Below are 17,303 nucleotides of genomic sequence, written 5' to 3' on the forward strand. Positions count from 1 at the left end.
ATGACGAGACATTATCTCAAAAAGTAACTCGTCGATTACGATTAGAACAGGATTTACCAAATGCAATTGAAAATAATAAGTTGTTTTTATTGTATCAACCACAAATTGATAGTAAGGCAGGTAAGGTTATTGGTGCAGAGGCTTTAATACGTTGGCAACATCCAGAGCTTGGGCTGATTTCTCCTTTTGAGTTTATACCTATCGCAGAAGAAACGGCGCAGATTATTTCAATTGGGAAGTGGACGTCACAGAAAGCGTGTCAACAACTGAAAGAATGGCATTCTGCGGGCTTTTCAAATCTAAAGATGGGGATAAATTTATCAGCTATAGAGTTTGAACAGAAAGATTTTGTTCAAACCATTATATCTACCATAGAAGAGATAGGGGTACCTGCTAATTCGATTGATTTGGAATTAACAGAGCGAATAGCAATGGTAGATGAAAAAGAAACCTTATCGAAGTTAAAAGCATTAAAATCATATGGTGTACATTTATCAATTGATGATTTTGGTACAGGTTATTCTTCATTAGCATATCTGCCTCTGTACCCAATTGATACCTTGAAAATTCCAAGAGAATTTGTTAATAGGATCGGAACTTCTACGGATGGAAATGAAATTATACAAACCATTATTTCACTAGCACATACTTTAAACATGAAAGTGATCGCAGAAGGAGTAGAAACGAAGGAACAATTAACAGTATTACAGCGTAATGCATGTTATCTAATTCAAGGCTATTATTACAGTAAACCTGTAAATAAAGATGAATTTATCGATTTTTTAATTGTAATGCAAAATGAATAAGTGAAAAATTGATATATGTATGAAGTAAAGTGAAAAGACGTTCTATCCATTTGGAGTAGAACGTCTATTTTATGTTTATTTTCAGTAGTTATGCAGTTATGTTTATGTTTCAGCCTTTGAGAGTAAAATAAGTATCTATATTCCTTGTGTTAGGGATGATTTTAAAAATATTTTATTTATTCCATCCCTATTTGAGTTTTACTTACTGCTAACTTTTGACCATCTTTTTCAATGAAACTAACGGTGAAATTAGCTCCTGTGCCACCTTTTGCATTTTTACTCCAACTAGCAGTATACGTTTTTATATTTTTACTTGTAGAATCAGATTTGATGTCAGGCTCGCCATATTTAGCAACTAGATCCTCGTATTTATCTCCGCCTTCACCAGTTACAGGATCACCAGTTTTAATAGTATCCACATCGGCTACCGTTATCTTCTTTTTATCGTCCTTTTTCGTTTCTTGTTTTTGGTCTTGTTTTGCTTCTTTCTTAGCCTCTTGTTTTGGTTCATCTTTTTTTTCTGTAGAAGCTTTGTTTGACGAATCATCACAAGCAACTAGACTCATCGCTAAAGCACTTCCTAATGCAATGGTACTCAACTTTTTGAACATGTTTAATTCCTCCATTTTGAAAATTGTAAAATTCCACAGATGATTATACCAAATTAAGGTAAATGGTGATGTCGTATTCTGTCGAGATAAGAAAAAAACAATAACGCAAGTTCTACCGTTCACTCTAATTGGTAACGAATCGTTATTTGAAGTGTATTGGAAATGTTACTATATATCGTTTTTTCTAAATGTTACAATAGAGAAAAAGGAGGTTTTCACATGGGAGATGTAATCGGTGATGTATTAGGAGGACTCTTTATGTCCATCCCTTCAAAAAGGGAAAAAGTCATTCGTAAAAATTTTAAGCTTTTGGAAAAAGAAGTGTGGTTTAAAGAAATAGAGTATAGATATGGTAGGTTAATGGTTTTTAACCATTCTATTAGAGATTTTGTAGCAAATGAGAACCTAGAGGATATCTTAAAGGATGTTGAGAAAACTCATACATTTCTTCATGAATTAGAAAAACTACTGCAGCAAGAAAAGATTTAATTGCCGTAGCAGTGAAGGAATGTTTGATTCGTAAAGGATACTTCGAGCGTAGAAGTCTAAGGATATAGGTCTAGATGAAACCAGAAATCAATTATATGAAAAATTGCTTTATTGAGTGATATATTCAGCTCTTGGAGAATTATTTCTTGTTTAGTGGATAGAATGATTCAATTTGCATGAACAGCGTCAAATAGAGCAAATCAAAAAAGGGAAATTGTTTTGTGAAGCTTGGTACTGATCCATACAAAGAAAAGACACCAAAGGCGCCTTTCTCCGTATGGAACCATCTTAAGTTGAATGTTATGGATATGATTTCTAACCAAAATGATTGTTGCAATTTAATATATTATGAATACATGGATGAGTGCATTCTTATGACAAATAGATTATGCACTATCATACAAGTTAGTATTTTATTAGTAATCATTTTCATCTGAGTTACTATTATAACTAGAATTATAAGAAGGACTATCATATCTAGAGGAATCTTCATTTTTGTAACTAGAAGTGTTGTTATAATTGGAGTTACTATATGAACTTTCAGAACTTGAACTATTAGAAGAGCTATAATAGCTAGGGGAACTGTAGTCGTCATAATAGTCGTTAAAATCATCTTCATCATCCAAATCAGAATTTACAACTTTATTTGTATTTGCTTTCTTTCCAACTGATTGAACTCTATAAGACGCATTCCTTTTTTTATTTTGTTTTCTTTTTCCATTTCCTTTAGATTGCAACGAAGGTGTATACGTTATAGGTATTACTCTAGATAATCCCCCTACAAATAATCGAACAATACATACTAAAATCCACATGCAAATAATAAATACAAAGACATAAAGAGCAATGTTGTAAATTATATTGTTTATTGTATCTATCATCGCACCCTTTGAAATATTAAACATAAAATCAATCACCGCCATTTTTCTATAAGTTTTATATTAAAAACGTAATATTAATCTAAATAGAATTATAAAATATTTTTTCCACTTTTTATATAAAAAATATGAATTTGTTACCGCAGATTAGAATTAAGAAAAAGACAACCTGAGGTGCCTTTCAATGACTTTAGTATCATTTTTTAGTGTGAAAAGGCAAATTGTATACAGTTTGATACTCTCGCTGGATTATTTCATTTGTATATAAATTATTTTAAACTTTTTTTCATTTTTATGCATTTGAAATTTAATAGTGAGGGATACGACTACATGCCCATCAGCTTAAGAAAAATTAATGTCCCAAAAACGATAAAAAGAGCAAATTAATTTGCTCCTTTCTTACTTGAATTCCACATGAAATTTAGTATCAATGATTCCAAAAGCAACTTTACAGGGGAACGGATTTTTTCCTGTTGAAGCAGCACGCATACATGAAAGCACCCAATAATCCAATTCTAAGGGTAAACGGAATACTTGGATACTACTATCATCGTTTTTTACTGTTACGATTGGTGTATTTACCCTAGTTGTAGTGAAACCGTCCGTTGTTATTATTGCTACTGCATCATTATTATGAAAACCCGTGCTTAAAACCTCGTAAGTTATTCCACTGTTCTCATTAATAATCATAGGTATATTTAAATAGGGATAGTTATTTATATTGTTATGAATAACTGTTCTTGGTGTATTCTTTCTTATCTGATTCCCTTGCATTTTATACGCTCCTTTATAACAATCCAAACGTTTAAATCTATTCTATTTTACATCCAGTATATCCGAAAATTGTAGTGTTAACTTATTGTAGAAAGCATCCGTACATATGATAGCGCTATTTAACGGATCTATATCAATGATGGTCATATAGTTAGTAAGTAAATAGCCGCCTTCATAATATGTAATTAGTATTTCTTCTTCGGATAATAAGGAACATAAAAGCATGTTCTCAATCAGTTCTTTTTCTTTAGAGGTTAAAATGGGACGTGCTATTTTATTTTTCTCTTTAATTATTTCACGTATTCCGGCGAATTGTTCTGGCATTGCTGCGAACGGAGACCATTTGACCATTCCTCTTCCTTTTGGCATATTGGCGTTACTCATGATTTATGTCCTCCTATTAGTGTGTTTCTGTGTCTAGCTGTAGCGCTATGCGTGTAGGAAATCCCTCGTAAAATACTGTTTTTCCCAAACTTTGTGCGTATTTCATCCATTACTTTTGTCAACTTCACTTCTTGTTCTCGTTTTGTGACATCATCAAAAAGAGAAATTTGTTCTTCCCCTTCTTGAATTAGGTTTGTTAAGGATATGTTTATGCTACGAATGGGTTCACCAGTATATTGCTGATGTAAAAAGTATGTACAGATATGATAAATATCCATTGTTAAATTTGTAGGACGGCTTAAACTATGTGTTTTTCTAATGCCACCTGCATTATCCTTGCTATAACCAACAGAGAAATGAACGGTTCGAGCAAGTTTGTTTTGTTGTCTTAATCGATAGCAAACTTCTTCGGTATGTTCCAGTAGGATAATTGGAAATTCTTCTATTGTATAATCACGCATTAAAATTTGGCTTTTTCCTATAGAAGTTGTAACCGGAACATATTTCTCTGAAATTCGACTAAAATCAATCCCATTACTATGTAAGTGTAATTCTTCTCCAATCACACCGAAGCTTTGTTTTAAATATTTAAGAGGATAATTAGCTAAATCTCCAATAGAATGTATTCCTTTTTGATTTAATTTTGTTTCTGTTTTATGCGAAATACCCCAAAACTTACTAAGCGGCCGTATGCTCCATAATTTTGTAGGTATATCTTCGTATGTCCAATAAGCGACTCCGTCTTTATTTTTCTTTGCTTCAATATCTAAAGCTACCTTACTCATCAATAGGTTAGGTGCAATCCCGATTGTGCATTCAATTCGTGTGTGTTCATATATTTCACGTTTAAACTGTAATGCAAATTCATTTGGATTTCGGGCAAATAGATGGATGCTATCGGTAATATCCATAAAAAATTCATCGATGCTGTATTGATGAAAGTCTTCAATAGGAACATATTGTAGAGCTAACTTCGTTATGTAATTGGAGCACTTAATATAGGTTCCCATAATTGGATTCACAATAAGGATATCTTTTTGCCTAGGAATCTCGTATAGCCTTGTCAACTTCTTTACTCCCATTGCTTTTAAAGGTGGAGTTGCGGCTAAAATAATGGACCCATTCCTATTCACATCACTGACTACAGCTAATTTTGTATGAAGTGGGTCTAATCCCATTTTGATGCAACTAACAGAAGCATAAAAGCTACGAAGATCAACACATAAAATGATTCTATTCGGTAAAATTGAATAGTCGTACACTATAACTCCTCCTAATAATAACGAGAACATTCGTTCTTGTTATTATTATACACGAACCTATGTTCTTTGATGAAGTGGTTTTTGAAAAAATATTTAATTATATGTAGTAGAAATATGTTGAACGACAGAGAGAAGTAACAGCCTAATGTTTTTGAGGTTTCTAGGATATAAATGTTTTTATCTATATTAGAAAGTACAGGAAGAAAAGAAGTATCAAGATCAAGCAAGTCAATTTTGGAAGGACCTCGCTTTGGAACTAAAAGATCACCCCGCGGTGGTTGGTTATAATATTATAAATGAACCACATCCAGAAACAGCTAAAAATAATAGATATAATGATTTTTGGACGGAAGATTACGAGAAATGGTATGCAAAAGTGGAGGGAACGACAGCGGATTTAAACAGATTTTATCAAAAGGTAATCAATTCCATTCGTGAAGTAGACCAAGAAACACCGGTTATTTTAGATTCAGGTTTATATGCTACTCCATGGGCCTTTAAATACTTAAAGCCAGTAAAGGATAAAAAAACGCTTTACGCATTTCATATGTATGAACCATATGAATTAACGAGTCAAGGTGAAAAGAAAAATAAAGAATATCAATATCCAGGATTAGTAAAAGTAGGAGACTTAGAGAAACCTGTAATGTGGAATAAGCAGGGATTAGAGAAGTTTTTGAAGCCAATTCAATAATGGTCTAAGAAAAATCATGTACCATCTAATCGAATTATTGCAGAGGAGTTTGGAATTAACCGTACTGTTCCAGGTGCTACCCAATACATGCAAGATATTATTTCTATCTTTAACCAAAAAGGATGGCATAAATCATTCTATGCATTCCGTGAAGACACATGGACAGGGATGAATTATGAATTGGGAACAGAAAAAATAAAATGGGATGAAGAGGGTAAACCGATGCGTCAAGATAATTCAATCTGGGATGTAATAAAAAAAGATTTACAAACGCGTAAATAGTTTAGAATATTAGGCTTAAGGACTAAATGTAAGCATCTAATTCAAATAGAATTAGATGCTTTTTATTTTGAAAAAAGGTGGAATTGAATTAAAGATTCCATCTTTTCTTTTGCATAAAGAGTACCAATCAGGTTTATTTACAACGAAAAATAAGATTTTTAGAGAATAGCTTAGAAAAAAATTATAGAGGTTCAAACAAATGTGGTCACAATTGTTTAAACTTTTAAAGTAAAAAAGTTTTATGAATTTTTCGTGAGATTCCAACCCTTAAATGTTGAAATTTATTTACTTATTTCTCCATTTGGATATATTTCTCCAATTGGATGGAAGTTTAGAATACAGAATCAAAACATAATAGGCTGTTATCGATGAGTTTATCGTAAAGTTGTTATTTAATGTGTCATCAAATAACATTTATATACAATAATACATAAAGAAAAGGAGATATTTATAAAAAAATATAGAGTAATAGATACAACTTAAATAGTATGAATAGTTTAGATTGTAAAAACATGAAGAAGAAAACAAAAAATCCTTAAGAGTACTAAGGAAAAATGAGGGAGATAATATGGGGAATAATTCAAAACATAAAACTAGAAAAATACTTGCAGCTACTGCTACAGTAACTATGCTTGCGACTGGAATGATTTCTTCATCAGATGTCTTTGCGGAGCAAAAAGAGCAGCAAAAAAATTTATCGACATCACCGCAAAGTGAAAAGTCAGTTAAATCAGAAAATAGAACATTTACAGTCCCAGGAAAAGGAGATGTTGAGGTACTAAAACAACAGGAAAGAAAAAGTATGGCATTTAGTCCATATGAACCAACTGGTTTATATGCAAAGCCAAATGAACAAATAACGATTAATGTAGAAGGTAATCAAGATATTCAGGTATATATTGGAACGTATTCGTATGATGCTTCTTGGAGAGAAGATTCTAAGATAAAATCATTTACATTAAAACCTGGTGTAAACACAATCCAATCTCCAAATGGGGGGCTGATTTATTTTTATAATAAACAGCAAGGAGGTAGCATTCGAACAACAATTACAACAGGTGGAACGACTACGCCTTTCTTTGAACTAGGAAAGCATACGAAACAAGATTTAATAAACATGCTGGACCAATATCCTAATGCACATGCAGTGGAGTTAAAAGGCGAACGTGTATTAATTACGGCCAGCCCTGCACGTGTTAAGAAATATTTGTTGGGTTCTAATACAGATCCTGTACAACTCTTAAAAAAGATGGATGAAGCTACTCGAATTCAAGACAAAGTAGCTGGATTATCTGAAGAACAAGTAGATAAACATTATGTTCATTACGTAGAAGAAAATCATTCTCCTGATTATTATATGTATGCAACTTCTTATCGAACAGCATATGTAGGAGATGCAATCCAATACGTGTTAGATATTAATAAATTTATAACAGATGGCTGGGGCCCTTGGCATGAGGCAGGCCATTTGAGACAACAATCGCCCTGGAAGTTTTATAATATGACAGAAGTACAAAATAATATATACAGCCTTTCTGTAGAAAAAGCATTTAATCAACCATCCAACTTAGAGAAAAGTGGAATTTATCCAAAAGCATTTCAATATCTAGAACAAGTGAATAAAAATTATGATGAAATTAGCGATGTTTTTGTAAAGCTTGTTATGCTTTGGCAACTACAGTTAGCGTATGGAGAGGATTTCTATCCTAAATTGCATCAATTGTATAGAGACATGCCTTCAAGTGAACTTCCACAAACTGATGAAAATAAAAAACAATTATTTATGATTTCAGCATCAAAAGTAGCCAAACAAAATTTGATTCCTTTCTTTGAGAAGTGGGGATTACGTCCAAATAACGATACCATTCAAAAAGTAGCTGCATTAGGATATCCAATTTTAACAGCAGAGATTTGGAAGGGGACGGATTCTAATCCAATTAAACCAGATATGCCTAATGTAAATAATATTTTAGAAGGAAACCAGTTTGCATGGTCACTAAAAGGAATTAGTGATTTCGAGTTTGCTAAAATTAATTTCAATAAATCGACAGAAGAAATGCAAGTAGACTTAAAAGCAGGCGTACCGCATCATTATTTTAATGAAACATATGCGAGTATTAAAGTACAAAATGCATCAGGGAAAGTAGTATACAATAAAGACATTTATGGAAATAAACAACAAAATGCTGAATCGCGAAAAGTTTCAGTCAAAGTAGGAGATTATATTGAGTTAACACATCTAGAAGGTGTGCATAGAGCTACTCTCACAAATGTAGATAATAGTAAACAAGAGAGCTTTGGAAAAAAAGCCATGTACGAAGTTACAAAGGAAGGTCTGAAGAAAGTAAATCAAATTGTTAATCCGAAACCGGACACAGAAGCTCCAACACAGCCACAAGGATTATATGCAAGCAACCTTACTTCTAACAGTGTAGAGCTAAAATGGAATCCTTCTACAGATAATGTAGGTGTAAAAGAATATCAGGTATTACGCGATGGACAATTGATTCAAACGGTACAAGGAACGATGTTTACTGATCAAAACTTAACAGTTAATAAGGAATATAAATATGCAGTGAAGGCTGTAGATGCAGCTGGAAATACATCAATCCAAAGTGAAATTCTTCTTGTAAAAACCAAAGATCAAAATGTATCTTATGAAAAATGGGATCCAAAGAAGGCATATACAAAGGGCGATAAAGTAGAACATCAAGGGACAGTGTATGAAGCTGTTCAAAATCATCAAGGAAATGGTGACCCGAATTGGATATTTGCACTATCGTTATGGAAAGCAATTACAATCAATTAATATGTAAGAATCAGATGTAAAGATAGAACAACATCCAGTATTTTAAAGAATTACTGGATGTTGTTTGAATTTTGATAGATTTCTCTACTACGTTAGTATTCAATAATAAAAATTAGAAAAGGATGTATATTAGTGATTAGTCAGAAAACAAAGCAAAGATTTAATAAAGTTATTATAATTACCGCAGCATGTAGCATGTTTTCTATGTTTGGAACGTCTATTTTGCACACTAAAGCTGCAACACATTCAGCTGCTCCAGCAGTTTATGTGAGTCCCCAAAATATACCTGCCTCAGATATTATTAGTATAGACTGGTCACCAGTTCAGACACCACCTTATACGTACTGGGCTGTACACAACTGGAATGCAGGTGGTGAAGCTGGAGGATATGCTGGTTTTCAACAACAAAGTGGGTTTGATGAAAATGGAAAACGTACTTTACATTTTGCCTTATGGGATCCAATTTCCTCTAAAGAAGCAATAAAGGCCGAATACTTATCTTCGAATTCGCAAGCTGGACCCTTTGGAGGAGAAGGAACAGGAATGAAGGTTCAAACAACTTATGGTTGGAAAGACTACAATTGGTACACGATGACAATGCGTTCATGGCAAGAAAATGGTCATACTAAATTTGGACAATGGATGAAAGATGTAACAAAGAATAAATGGCATCAAATTGCAATTATGGACTTTCCGGTTGCTAATGTTGCATTTAATCATGGTTTAGGAATGTTTCAAGAAGACTGGGCTGATAGTGGACAGAATGTTCGAGAAGCGCGCTTGAAAAATGGTTATAGCCGAAAATTAGTTGATAAACAATGGAGTTCTTGGAATAATCAAAGTATTTCTGGAACGCATGATAATACTTATCAATATGATGGAGGATCTACTTCAGAATATGTATGGGTCAAAGCAGGAGGTAATACGCAGTCTACTATTGGGGCAGGAAAAATATTCACGCTAAATCAACCTACTCAACCTGAAATAGGAAAACTAGATTTTGATATCCAATCTATATATTATGAAAATGAAAAATTAAATGTATCTTGGAAACTAAAAGAAAATAGTACACCGCAATTTAAGGGGAAAATTGAAATTTATAACAATGAAAATATGACGGGCCAACCTATTAACGTAATTAATGATATTAAATCTTATCAAAATGGAATCAGTCAATCTATATCATTACCAACAAATGCTTATGCAAAAATTGTATTAACGGATATATTTGATCAAACTGTTGAGAAAAAGGTACAAATCAAAAATGAATCTCCAAACATTTTTGAAGGTAATGAATTTGCATGGTCGCTGAAAGGGATTGGAGATTTTGAATTTGCGAAAGTAAATTTAAATAAACCAACAGAAGAAATGCAAATCGATCTAAAAGCAGGTGTACCACATGACTACTTTGATAGTACATATGCAAGTATTAAAGTGCAAAACACATCAGGTAAAGTGGTCTATAACAAAGAGATTTATGGAAACAAACAGCAAAATGCAGAATCGCAGAAAGTTCCAGTCAAAGTAGGCGATTATATAGAGTTAACACATCTAGAAGGTGTACATAGAGCTACTCTTACAAATGTAGATAATAGTAAACAAGAGAGCTTTGGAAAAAAAGCCCTATACGAAGTTACAAAGGAAGGCCTGAAGAAAGTAGAAAAAATGCCAGAAACAACGGTTTTAGATGGAAATCATTTTGGGTGGTCTTTAAAAGGATATAGCGATAGAGAAATCGCAAAAGTTAATTATAATAGGACAACAGAGAAAATGCAGGTGAATTTAGAAGCAGGCGTACCACATTCTTACTTTAATAATACGTATGCAAGTATTACAGTAAAGAATTCAACCGGTAGTGTTGTGTATAATAAGGAAATAGTGGGAAACAGACAACAAACTGCTGAATTCCAAATGGTGCCCGTAAAAACGGGAGATTACATTGAGTTTACCCATATAGAAGGGGAAGCAGTAAAGGAAAAGACACGTGCTACACTTATTAACCTTGAGAATAATAAACAAGAATATATAGGCAAAAAAAGAACCTATCAAGTTACTTCAACGGGATTAAACAAAATAGATTAACATGAAGAACCTTCTAATTATTCGTTAGATGCAAATAGTCGTTCATTATGAACGGCTATTTGGCTTTTATTTAAAGAAAAGTGAAATGAAAATACTCTCTCTTTTGTCTATACTCTCGTTGCTATCAACTGCTACATTTTTTTATTACGAGAAAATAATTTAAAAAATGTGCTTGAGAATTGATACATGTTTAAGTGCTATAGATTTGAGAAAAAAGAAACAGAATAGTAAGGTATTTATTGATAAACTCTCTAGTATTACAATATTTTACATATTTGGTATGATGTATATGAGTTCTATGTATATTGAGGGAGGAATGGGAATGAAGAGGTTCATAACACGTGCAAGTGGTAATACAATCTCAAAAAAGTTAGTTTTAATGATGTTGCCGATGGTTTTAATGATATTGATGATTACACCATCGAATGATGTATCGGCAGCAAATCTATCAAAAGCAGGTTCACTAAAAGGCGTGAATTTATTTAATGGAAGTTGGACAGTTGCTATACAGGCAGCAAATTTACAATATGTTTCTGCTGAGCCTTTGGGAAATGTAACAGCAAATCGTAATGTAGTTAATGAATGGGAGAAATTTGAATTAATTCCGACTGGAGAATTATATATGTACGCTTTAAAAGCCAAAAGTAATGGGAAGTATGTTTCGTTTGAGCCAAATGGTAGAGTAGTAGCAGATCGTACATCAATTGGGACATGGGAAAAGTTTATCTTATATAATGGTGGAGACAATAGGATATATGTATTACAAGCACTCAGTAATGGTAGGTATATATCAGCAAATGGTGGTAGAGAATTAACGGCTACTAGTTATGTAGCTGGAAGCTGGGAAAGATTTGTTATTGTATACTTCTAAACTTTGAAGTGTAAAGGGCTGCAGGTAATTAGCAGTCCTTTTTACATGCTAAATAAGGACTTACTGAGGTTATAATGAAAAGAATACGTGACATTGTATGCGTTTTTTTCTCTTTGTGTAGTTTATCAACAAAAAAGAGCGCTTTTAAAGGCGTCCAATGATCAAGATTTATGTAAAAAAGGTGCACAAGATATGGTATGTATGCTTCTTAATCTTGGTGCAGATTTAATACAAAATCCTTATTTGAAAACAAGAAGCCTTAGAGTTAGGGCTCTAGGGCTTCTTGTTTTGGTATTCTCACATGGTTTTTCAAAAAGAATAGAACATATTGAAGATAACATGTGAATGTTTCATAAATGTATCAAAAAAGTGAACAAAATTGCTATTGCAGAAGAAGCAGAAATGAAGTTTCTAATACGTAAGTACGTGAAAGGTATTATTTCCAGTGGATAAAATGCGCATGGGACACCTAATCATTATTTTATCGGGGGAAAAGAATATGTTATGAACTTGGTGGAATGAAAAAATGAAAATTTTACTTTTAGAGTGAAACTAAACAAAAATGCTATTTTGTAGAGCTTTAATTCCATGAGAAAAGAGCACTTCGTAAAAGTGCTCTTTTGACCAAAATCCATTTTGTAAAAGAGAGGAATACGTAATATCATATGAATTTATTTTTAAATGTGTTTAAAATCGTATAAAAACTTCTTTTTGCAAAACAAAGCAGCCAGCCAGCTTAATTAACTAACTGCTTGTTGTACAAAAGAAAATTAGGCCCTACAAGTAAAAGATATGTAACTTTAAGTTACAACTATATTATAAGCAGAATTAAACATGTTATGCGGTAGTAAAAATAAGCTTAATCAAACTTTCATTTTGTATTAAGTTGGAGTATAAAAAGAGCACTTAGTAAAGTGCTCTCGTGACGAGTCTCATTTTATAACGACTATTTTATAAAGAAAGGAACTCAGGATATTATATGTGCGCCAGTCAATTGAGTACCTTGTACAAATAAAGAGCAGCTAACAAAAGTTAACTGCTCAAGTTGTATTATGAGTAGTATTGTTAGAATATCGAATTTTATCCGTTTAATAAAAAAAGCAGCTAGCAAAAGCTAGCTACTTAGCCCCAAGGAAGGGAGAGGAGCAATCAATTAGGTCTAAGTTTGGAATAAGGTTTTTAGATTTTAAGATCTAACCTAAGTATAGTATCGATTTTATTTGAGTTATTAGGCATATAAATGGTTCCTCTTAAATTATTGCCTTTTTAAGAGAACGGAAAGAGTTTTTCGAGTTAGCATCTTTTGCATAATAATTATTAAAGAGGGAAAACCCACTTAGAAAAACTTTTAAGCAGAAAAATAGACTAGTCTATTTTAATTTCTAATGGTCCCAGTATCTTTTATTTTGACGTGTGTCTTTACATTTATTTTAGCCTCTGCTAACGCTTGCGACCAATCTCCTTTTACTTTTTTCCACTCTTTATATTGAAATGCTCTAGCATATAGGGATAATCCGATTGGATCAATTTTATTCTGCTGTATTTCATACAACATATTTTGTAAATTATTATTAATTTCTTTTTGAATAGCACTTTTTAAATTATTTATATTTTTTTTATTATTATAGTACCCCTTAATTAACTTCGGATTAGTTTTTTCTATTAAAGCTACATTAGCATATATATCGAGATTAAATACAAACTTCCCGTTTTGAAAAGTTACATCTACCTTCCTTGTCGCGTTCTGTACGAAGATAGAAGTATTTGTTTTTTTGTTGGAATTTTTAGGAGGAAGTGCAAGGTGTAGTATCATTCGCCCGTTACTTTTTGGCTTATTTATAAGATTGAAAAATTTAACATCTTTTTTAGGGATATGAGTCAAATATTTCCCTTTTCGATTTAAAAATGCAATTCCTACTGTGTCGATTTCATCCTTTGTTTTTTTGATAATTGGAACAGTTTGCGTCATTCCTTCTTCATTTTGTTCTCTCATTAATTGTTGAATTGTAGAAGAGACTGATTGGTTATTTTGAATTGACGATTCAATTACACCATTTATATAAGATGAAAGTGATGGTTTACTAGGCTTATGAATTTTAAAAATTTCTTCTGCAGGTCCATCTACAAGTACTACTTTAGCATTAATGGTAGCGTAAGGATCACGGTAAGAAGAATCAAGCTCCTGCAACCAGTTTGCTTCTTGCGCTAATTTTTTCCCAATTAAAATGATTTGAGCTTTGGAAGCTGTCAGATATCCCGTTAACTTCGTATCTATCTTACTGAATCCATTATATACAGTTGATGCTTGTGTCCAATGCTCTATAGTACTTTTTTGCTGCTTATGATGAAAGAGTGGTATGCTTGTTCCAACTTTTATGTCTCCATTAGAGGTTCTATCCAAGCCAATTAAAAGGATTAATGAAACCTTCTCAAGAGGAACTCTCTGACTACAACCAATTATATACACACAACAAATTACAATCCATATCCATTTTCGAATCAAAGTTGTTTCCTCCTAGTAACCCAAGTAAAAAGAATACTGTAAGCGAAAAATAAGATTGGTAAAAGAATAAAGAAAATGACATTTAAGATATCCATAAGAGAATATATAAACAAATATTGATCCACATCGGGATTTAGGAAAATAAATAGCCCAACTATAAATAACATAAAAGCAAGCAGCGCCCAATTTCGGGCGTTTTTTTGAAGTGATATGGTCATAGATTCAAAACTGAAAAATAAATACGGATATAAAGTAGTGGAGAATACAATTAAATAGTAAGCGATATAAATAATTTCTAATCGTTCCATGAAAGAAAAACGAACCCCTTGTAACAAATGAAATACGGGCCAAATTACGTCTTTTATCCCCTCGGGGCTAAAGTATATATAAGAAAGAATAGTCACGTATAGATAGAAAATCATGGTTCCAGTATTAGCTATTAGTAGTCCTCTTATGGCCTTTTGTTTTTTTTGTAAGAACGGATATATATAATATGCAATTTCTAAGCCAGCATAAGGAGTAATAGTTTCTTTTGTTCCCTTTAAAATAGGGTATAATCCCTCTTTAAAAATAGGTAGTAGGTGTAAAGGGGTGTAGTTACTCTTTAGTGAAAAAAGAAGAAATAGTGGCATCCAAGTAGTGAAGAAGAAAACAAGCATAGAATAACTAGTAAGAGCCCTTAACCCACTCAGAGCTAAAATAATAAAAGGTAATAGTAATAATATGGTGATTTGATAAGCAGGAGTGGAAGGGAATATCCAAACTTTTACAATATCAGTTGCCTTTAGTAAAGTATTAAAGCCAGCAAAAAATAGATAACAGGCATATAAAAGAAAAAGAATCGTCCCTAGCCATTTACCAAAGTATGTTTTTAAGATTTGCGAGAAATTTTTGTTGGGATTTTTTTGTAACATTAATATAATAAATACACCGATTATAGAAGTAACCATCCATCCAAGAATGATTGAAATCCAACCATCTGTGCCAGCAGTAGTAGCAAGTGGGCTTGGCATAATTAACATACCAGATGCAAGTTGCAGCGAATGGATGAAAATAATAAATTCGAATAAAGTTATATTTTTGAATTTAAGATTCCCCATGTTAACCACCTTCTTTTTTCTTTCTTTGTTTCGGCTGCCCTGTACTCGAACGACTGGTAAGCATAGAAATAGGAAATCTTACAAAAGAATCTTTTAACTCTTGGAGACGAAATGGCGCAATTGGCAATCCATATGGTGAACCATATGAAGTTAGTGAAACAAAATGAGCAAATAAGAGCATTAATCCACTAACAATACCTACAATGCCATAAAAGTAAGCCAATAACATCATTGGAAAACGAATAAGGCGTATAGAACTTGATAAATCATAATTAGAAACAATAAATGAAGCAATGGCTGTAATAGATACGATAATAACCATAACGTTACTAACAAGACCAGCTTGAACAGCCGCCTGTCCAATTACAATCCCTCCAACTATTCCAATGGTTTGTCCAATTGGTTGTGGTAAGCGAATACCAGCTTCACGTAGCATTTCTAGTGTGATTTCCATTATAAAAGCTTCCAATAAGGGAGAGAAAGGGACTTTGACTCTTGACGTTGCAATAGAAGTGTATAAATCTATAGGAATGATTTCAAAGTGAAAAGAGACTATAGCTATATAAAATGCTGGTAAAAAAATAGCTATAATAAATCCTGCAAATCGTAATAAGCGAAAAAATGAAGCAATGAGCCAATGAATATTATAATCATCTGGAGTTTGAAAGAATCCAATTAAATTCATTGGAACAATCATTGCGCCAGGGGATCTATCCATTAACACCGCTACTTTTCCATCAAGTATATGGTTTGAAATAGCATCTGGGCGTTCGCTTAAATAAGCCTGTGGAAAAGGAGACCAATTTTGATCCTTTGTAAAATTAGATAGTTCACCAATGCTTAATACCGCATCCGTTTTAATTCTACAGATTCTGTTTTCTATTTCTTGAACTACATCTGCATTCGCAACGTCACCTAAATAAATTAAATAAACAACAGAAGTTGCTCGTTCTCCAATCGTCAGCTTTTTGATTTTTAACTCTGCAGAAGGAAGATATCGACGAATTAAGCCTATATTTTTTGTGGCATTCTCAATAAATCCATCATGCGATCCTTTAATAGTAACTTCTGAAATTGGTTCTTGAATTGCTCTCTCTGCCCAGCCTTTTGTATTTATTAGAAGTGAACGATTTTCTCCTTCCATAAATAGTACACATTGACCTTCAAGTAATCCTTCTTTAATTTCATTCCATGTATATACTATTTTGGTATGAGTAGCGATAATATTAGAATTAAATATTTGACTGTCTTCATTTACTTCTTGTAATAATGGTGTAACAACATTGCCTTTTAAAGCAACACCATCAGTAAGGCCTTCAAAGTAATATAGTAGAATATTCGTATTTGTTTTTAATTGCAAAGGGTGTTCAATTAAATCTGCACTAATATCAAAGATGTTATCTAATGTATTTTTAAGTTCTTTTAAGTTACTTGTTTGGATCTTTTCAATGTTTTTATCTGTTTTAGTTTCTAAGATCTCTTCATTTAAAGACAAAATTGACACCTCTTTAATATATAACGATTAGTTGTATTTATTATTTTTATAAAATGGAATTTTATTCACAAATTTAAACAAATTGGGAACGGAAATTAATAATTGAGAGCAAAAAAGTAGAGGTGATTTGTGGGGGAATCTAAGTATCAAGATAGAATTGAAATTTGAATGATTATAACAAAAAAGAACCCTTGATAGGCTCTTTTTCATAGTTGATAAATATATTGTCAACAATAGATGGCGTTTAAGGTAGTAATTTAGAT

General features: G+C 32.4%; 12 protein-coding genes and 2 pseudogenes. 6 read left to right on the plus strand and 8 right to left on the minus strand.

The genetic code is table 11. The features are described 5' to 3' along the window. Positions 1-806: putative bifunctional diguanylate cyclase/phosphodiesterase (locus HFD78_RS26030; protein WP_139848555.1), on the plus strand; the 806-nt coding region annotated here is incomplete at its 5' end. A gap of 176 nt (positions 807-982) precedes the next feature. Here the strand turns inward: HFD78_RS26030 and HFD78_RS26035 are convergent. Further along, positions 983-1,417 (minus strand): hypothetical protein, encoded by a 435-nt coding sequence (locus tag HFD78_RS26035; RefSeq protein ID WP_000473786.1) that lies wholly within the window; start codon positions 1,415-1,417, stop codon positions 983-985. A 219-nt stretch (positions 1,418-1,636) separates the two neighbouring features. On the opposite strand from HFD78_RS26035, the gene HFD78_RS26040 reads away from it, so the two are divergent. After that, positions 1,637-1,906 (plus strand): hypothetical protein, encoded by a 270-nt coding sequence (locus HFD78_RS26040; protein WP_000503058.1) that lies wholly within the window; start codon positions 1,637-1,639, stop codon positions 1,904-1,906. Positions 1,907-2,322: 416 nt separating this feature from the next. On the opposite strand, the gene HFD78_RS26045 is transcribed toward HFD78_RS26040, so the two are convergent. The 4 genes from HFD78_RS26045 to HFD78_RS26060 all read right to left on the minus strand — a co-directional run bounded on the left by HFD78_RS26045 (position 2,323) and on the right by HFD78_RS26060 (position 5,204). Beyond that, entirely contained in the window at positions 2,323-2,811 is a 489-nt protein-coding gene (locus HFD78_RS26045; protein ID WP_097814511.1) for a hypothetical protein, read from the minus strand. Positions 2,812-3,183: 372 nt separating this feature from the next. Further along, complete coding sequence (locus HFD78_RS26050; protein WP_001161901.1) at positions 3,184-3,558, minus strand: hypothetical protein; 375 nt, start codon at positions 3,556-3,558, stop codon at positions 3,184-3,186. A 42-nt stretch (positions 3,559-3,600) separates the two neighbouring features. Further along, positions 3,601-3,942 (minus strand): YolD-like family protein, encoded by a 342-nt coding sequence (locus HFD78_RS26055; protein ID WP_000063578.1) that lies wholly within the window; start codon positions 3,940-3,942, stop codon positions 3,601-3,603. Further along, positions 3,939-5,204 carry a Y-family DNA polymerase gene (locus HFD78_RS26060; protein WP_098920051.1) on the minus strand — a complete coding sequence of 422 codons (1,266 nt, stop codon included), beginning with the start codon at positions 5,202-5,204 and terminating at the stop codon, positions 3,939-3,941. Before HFD78_RS26060 ends, HFD78_RS26055 begins: the two co-directional genes overlap by 4 nt. A 190-nt stretch (positions 5,205-5,394) precedes the next feature. Here HFD78_RS26060 and HFD78_RS26065 point away from each other — a divergent pair. From HFD78_RS26065 to HFD78_RS26080, 4 genes and pseudogenes are all read left to right on the plus strand, one after another. Continuing rightward, a pseudogene (locus HFD78_RS26065) lies at positions 5,395-6,180 on the plus strand (glycoside hydrolase family 5 protein); the annotation flags it as partial. A gap of 568 nt (positions 6,181-6,748) precedes the next feature. Continuing rightward, positions 6,749-8,989: a M60 family metallopeptidase gene (locus tag HFD78_RS26070; protein WP_000527914.1), complete on the plus strand. Its 2,241-nt coding sequence runs from the start codon at positions 6,749-6,751 to the stop codon at positions 8,987-8,989. Between the two features lie 132 nt (positions 8,990-9,121). Further along, positions 9,122-11,068 (plus strand): annotated as a pseudogene (locus HFD78_RS26075) (DUF3472 domain-containing protein); the annotation flags it as partial. A 325-nt stretch (positions 11,069-11,393) separates the two neighbouring features. Then, a complete protein-coding gene (locus HFD78_RS26080) occupies positions 11,394-11,942 on the plus strand; it encodes a fascin domain-containing protein (protein ID WP_000819432.1) in 549 nt (182 codons plus the stop codon). 1,375 nt (positions 11,943-13,317) lie between these two features. On the opposite strand, the gene HFD78_RS26085 is transcribed toward HFD78_RS26080, so the two are convergent. Genes HFD78_RS26085 through HFD78_RS26095 form a run of 3 tightly spaced genes read right to left on the minus strand, consistent with a single transcriptional unit; the run spans position 13,318 to position 17,040 of the window. After that, a complete protein-coding gene (locus HFD78_RS26085; RefSeq protein ID WP_000619987.1) occupies positions 13,318-14,445 on the minus strand; it encodes a Ger(x)C family spore germination protein in 1,128 nt (375 codons plus the stop codon). Beyond that, positions 14,442-15,545 carry a GerAB/ArcD/ProY family transporter gene (locus HFD78_RS26090; protein ID WP_000527364.1) on the minus strand — a complete coding sequence of 368 codons (1,104 nt, stop codon included), beginning with the start codon at positions 15,543-15,545 and terminating at the stop codon, positions 14,442-14,444. Before HFD78_RS26090 ends, HFD78_RS26085 begins: the two co-directional genes overlap by 4 nt. 1 nt (position 15,546) lies before the next feature. Next, positions 15,547-17,040: a spore germination protein gene (locus HFD78_RS26095; protein WP_000055695.1), complete on the minus strand. Its 1,494-nt coding sequence runs from the start codon at positions 17,038-17,040 to the stop codon at positions 15,547-15,549. Positions 17,041-17,303: the final 263 nt, after the last annotated feature.

The sequence above is a fragment of the Bacillus sp. EKM501B genome, assembly GCF_011800505.1.
In the GTDB taxonomy this organism is placed as follows: Bacteria; Bacillota; Bacilli; order Bacillales; family Bacillaceae_G; genus Bacillus_A; species Bacillus_A cereus.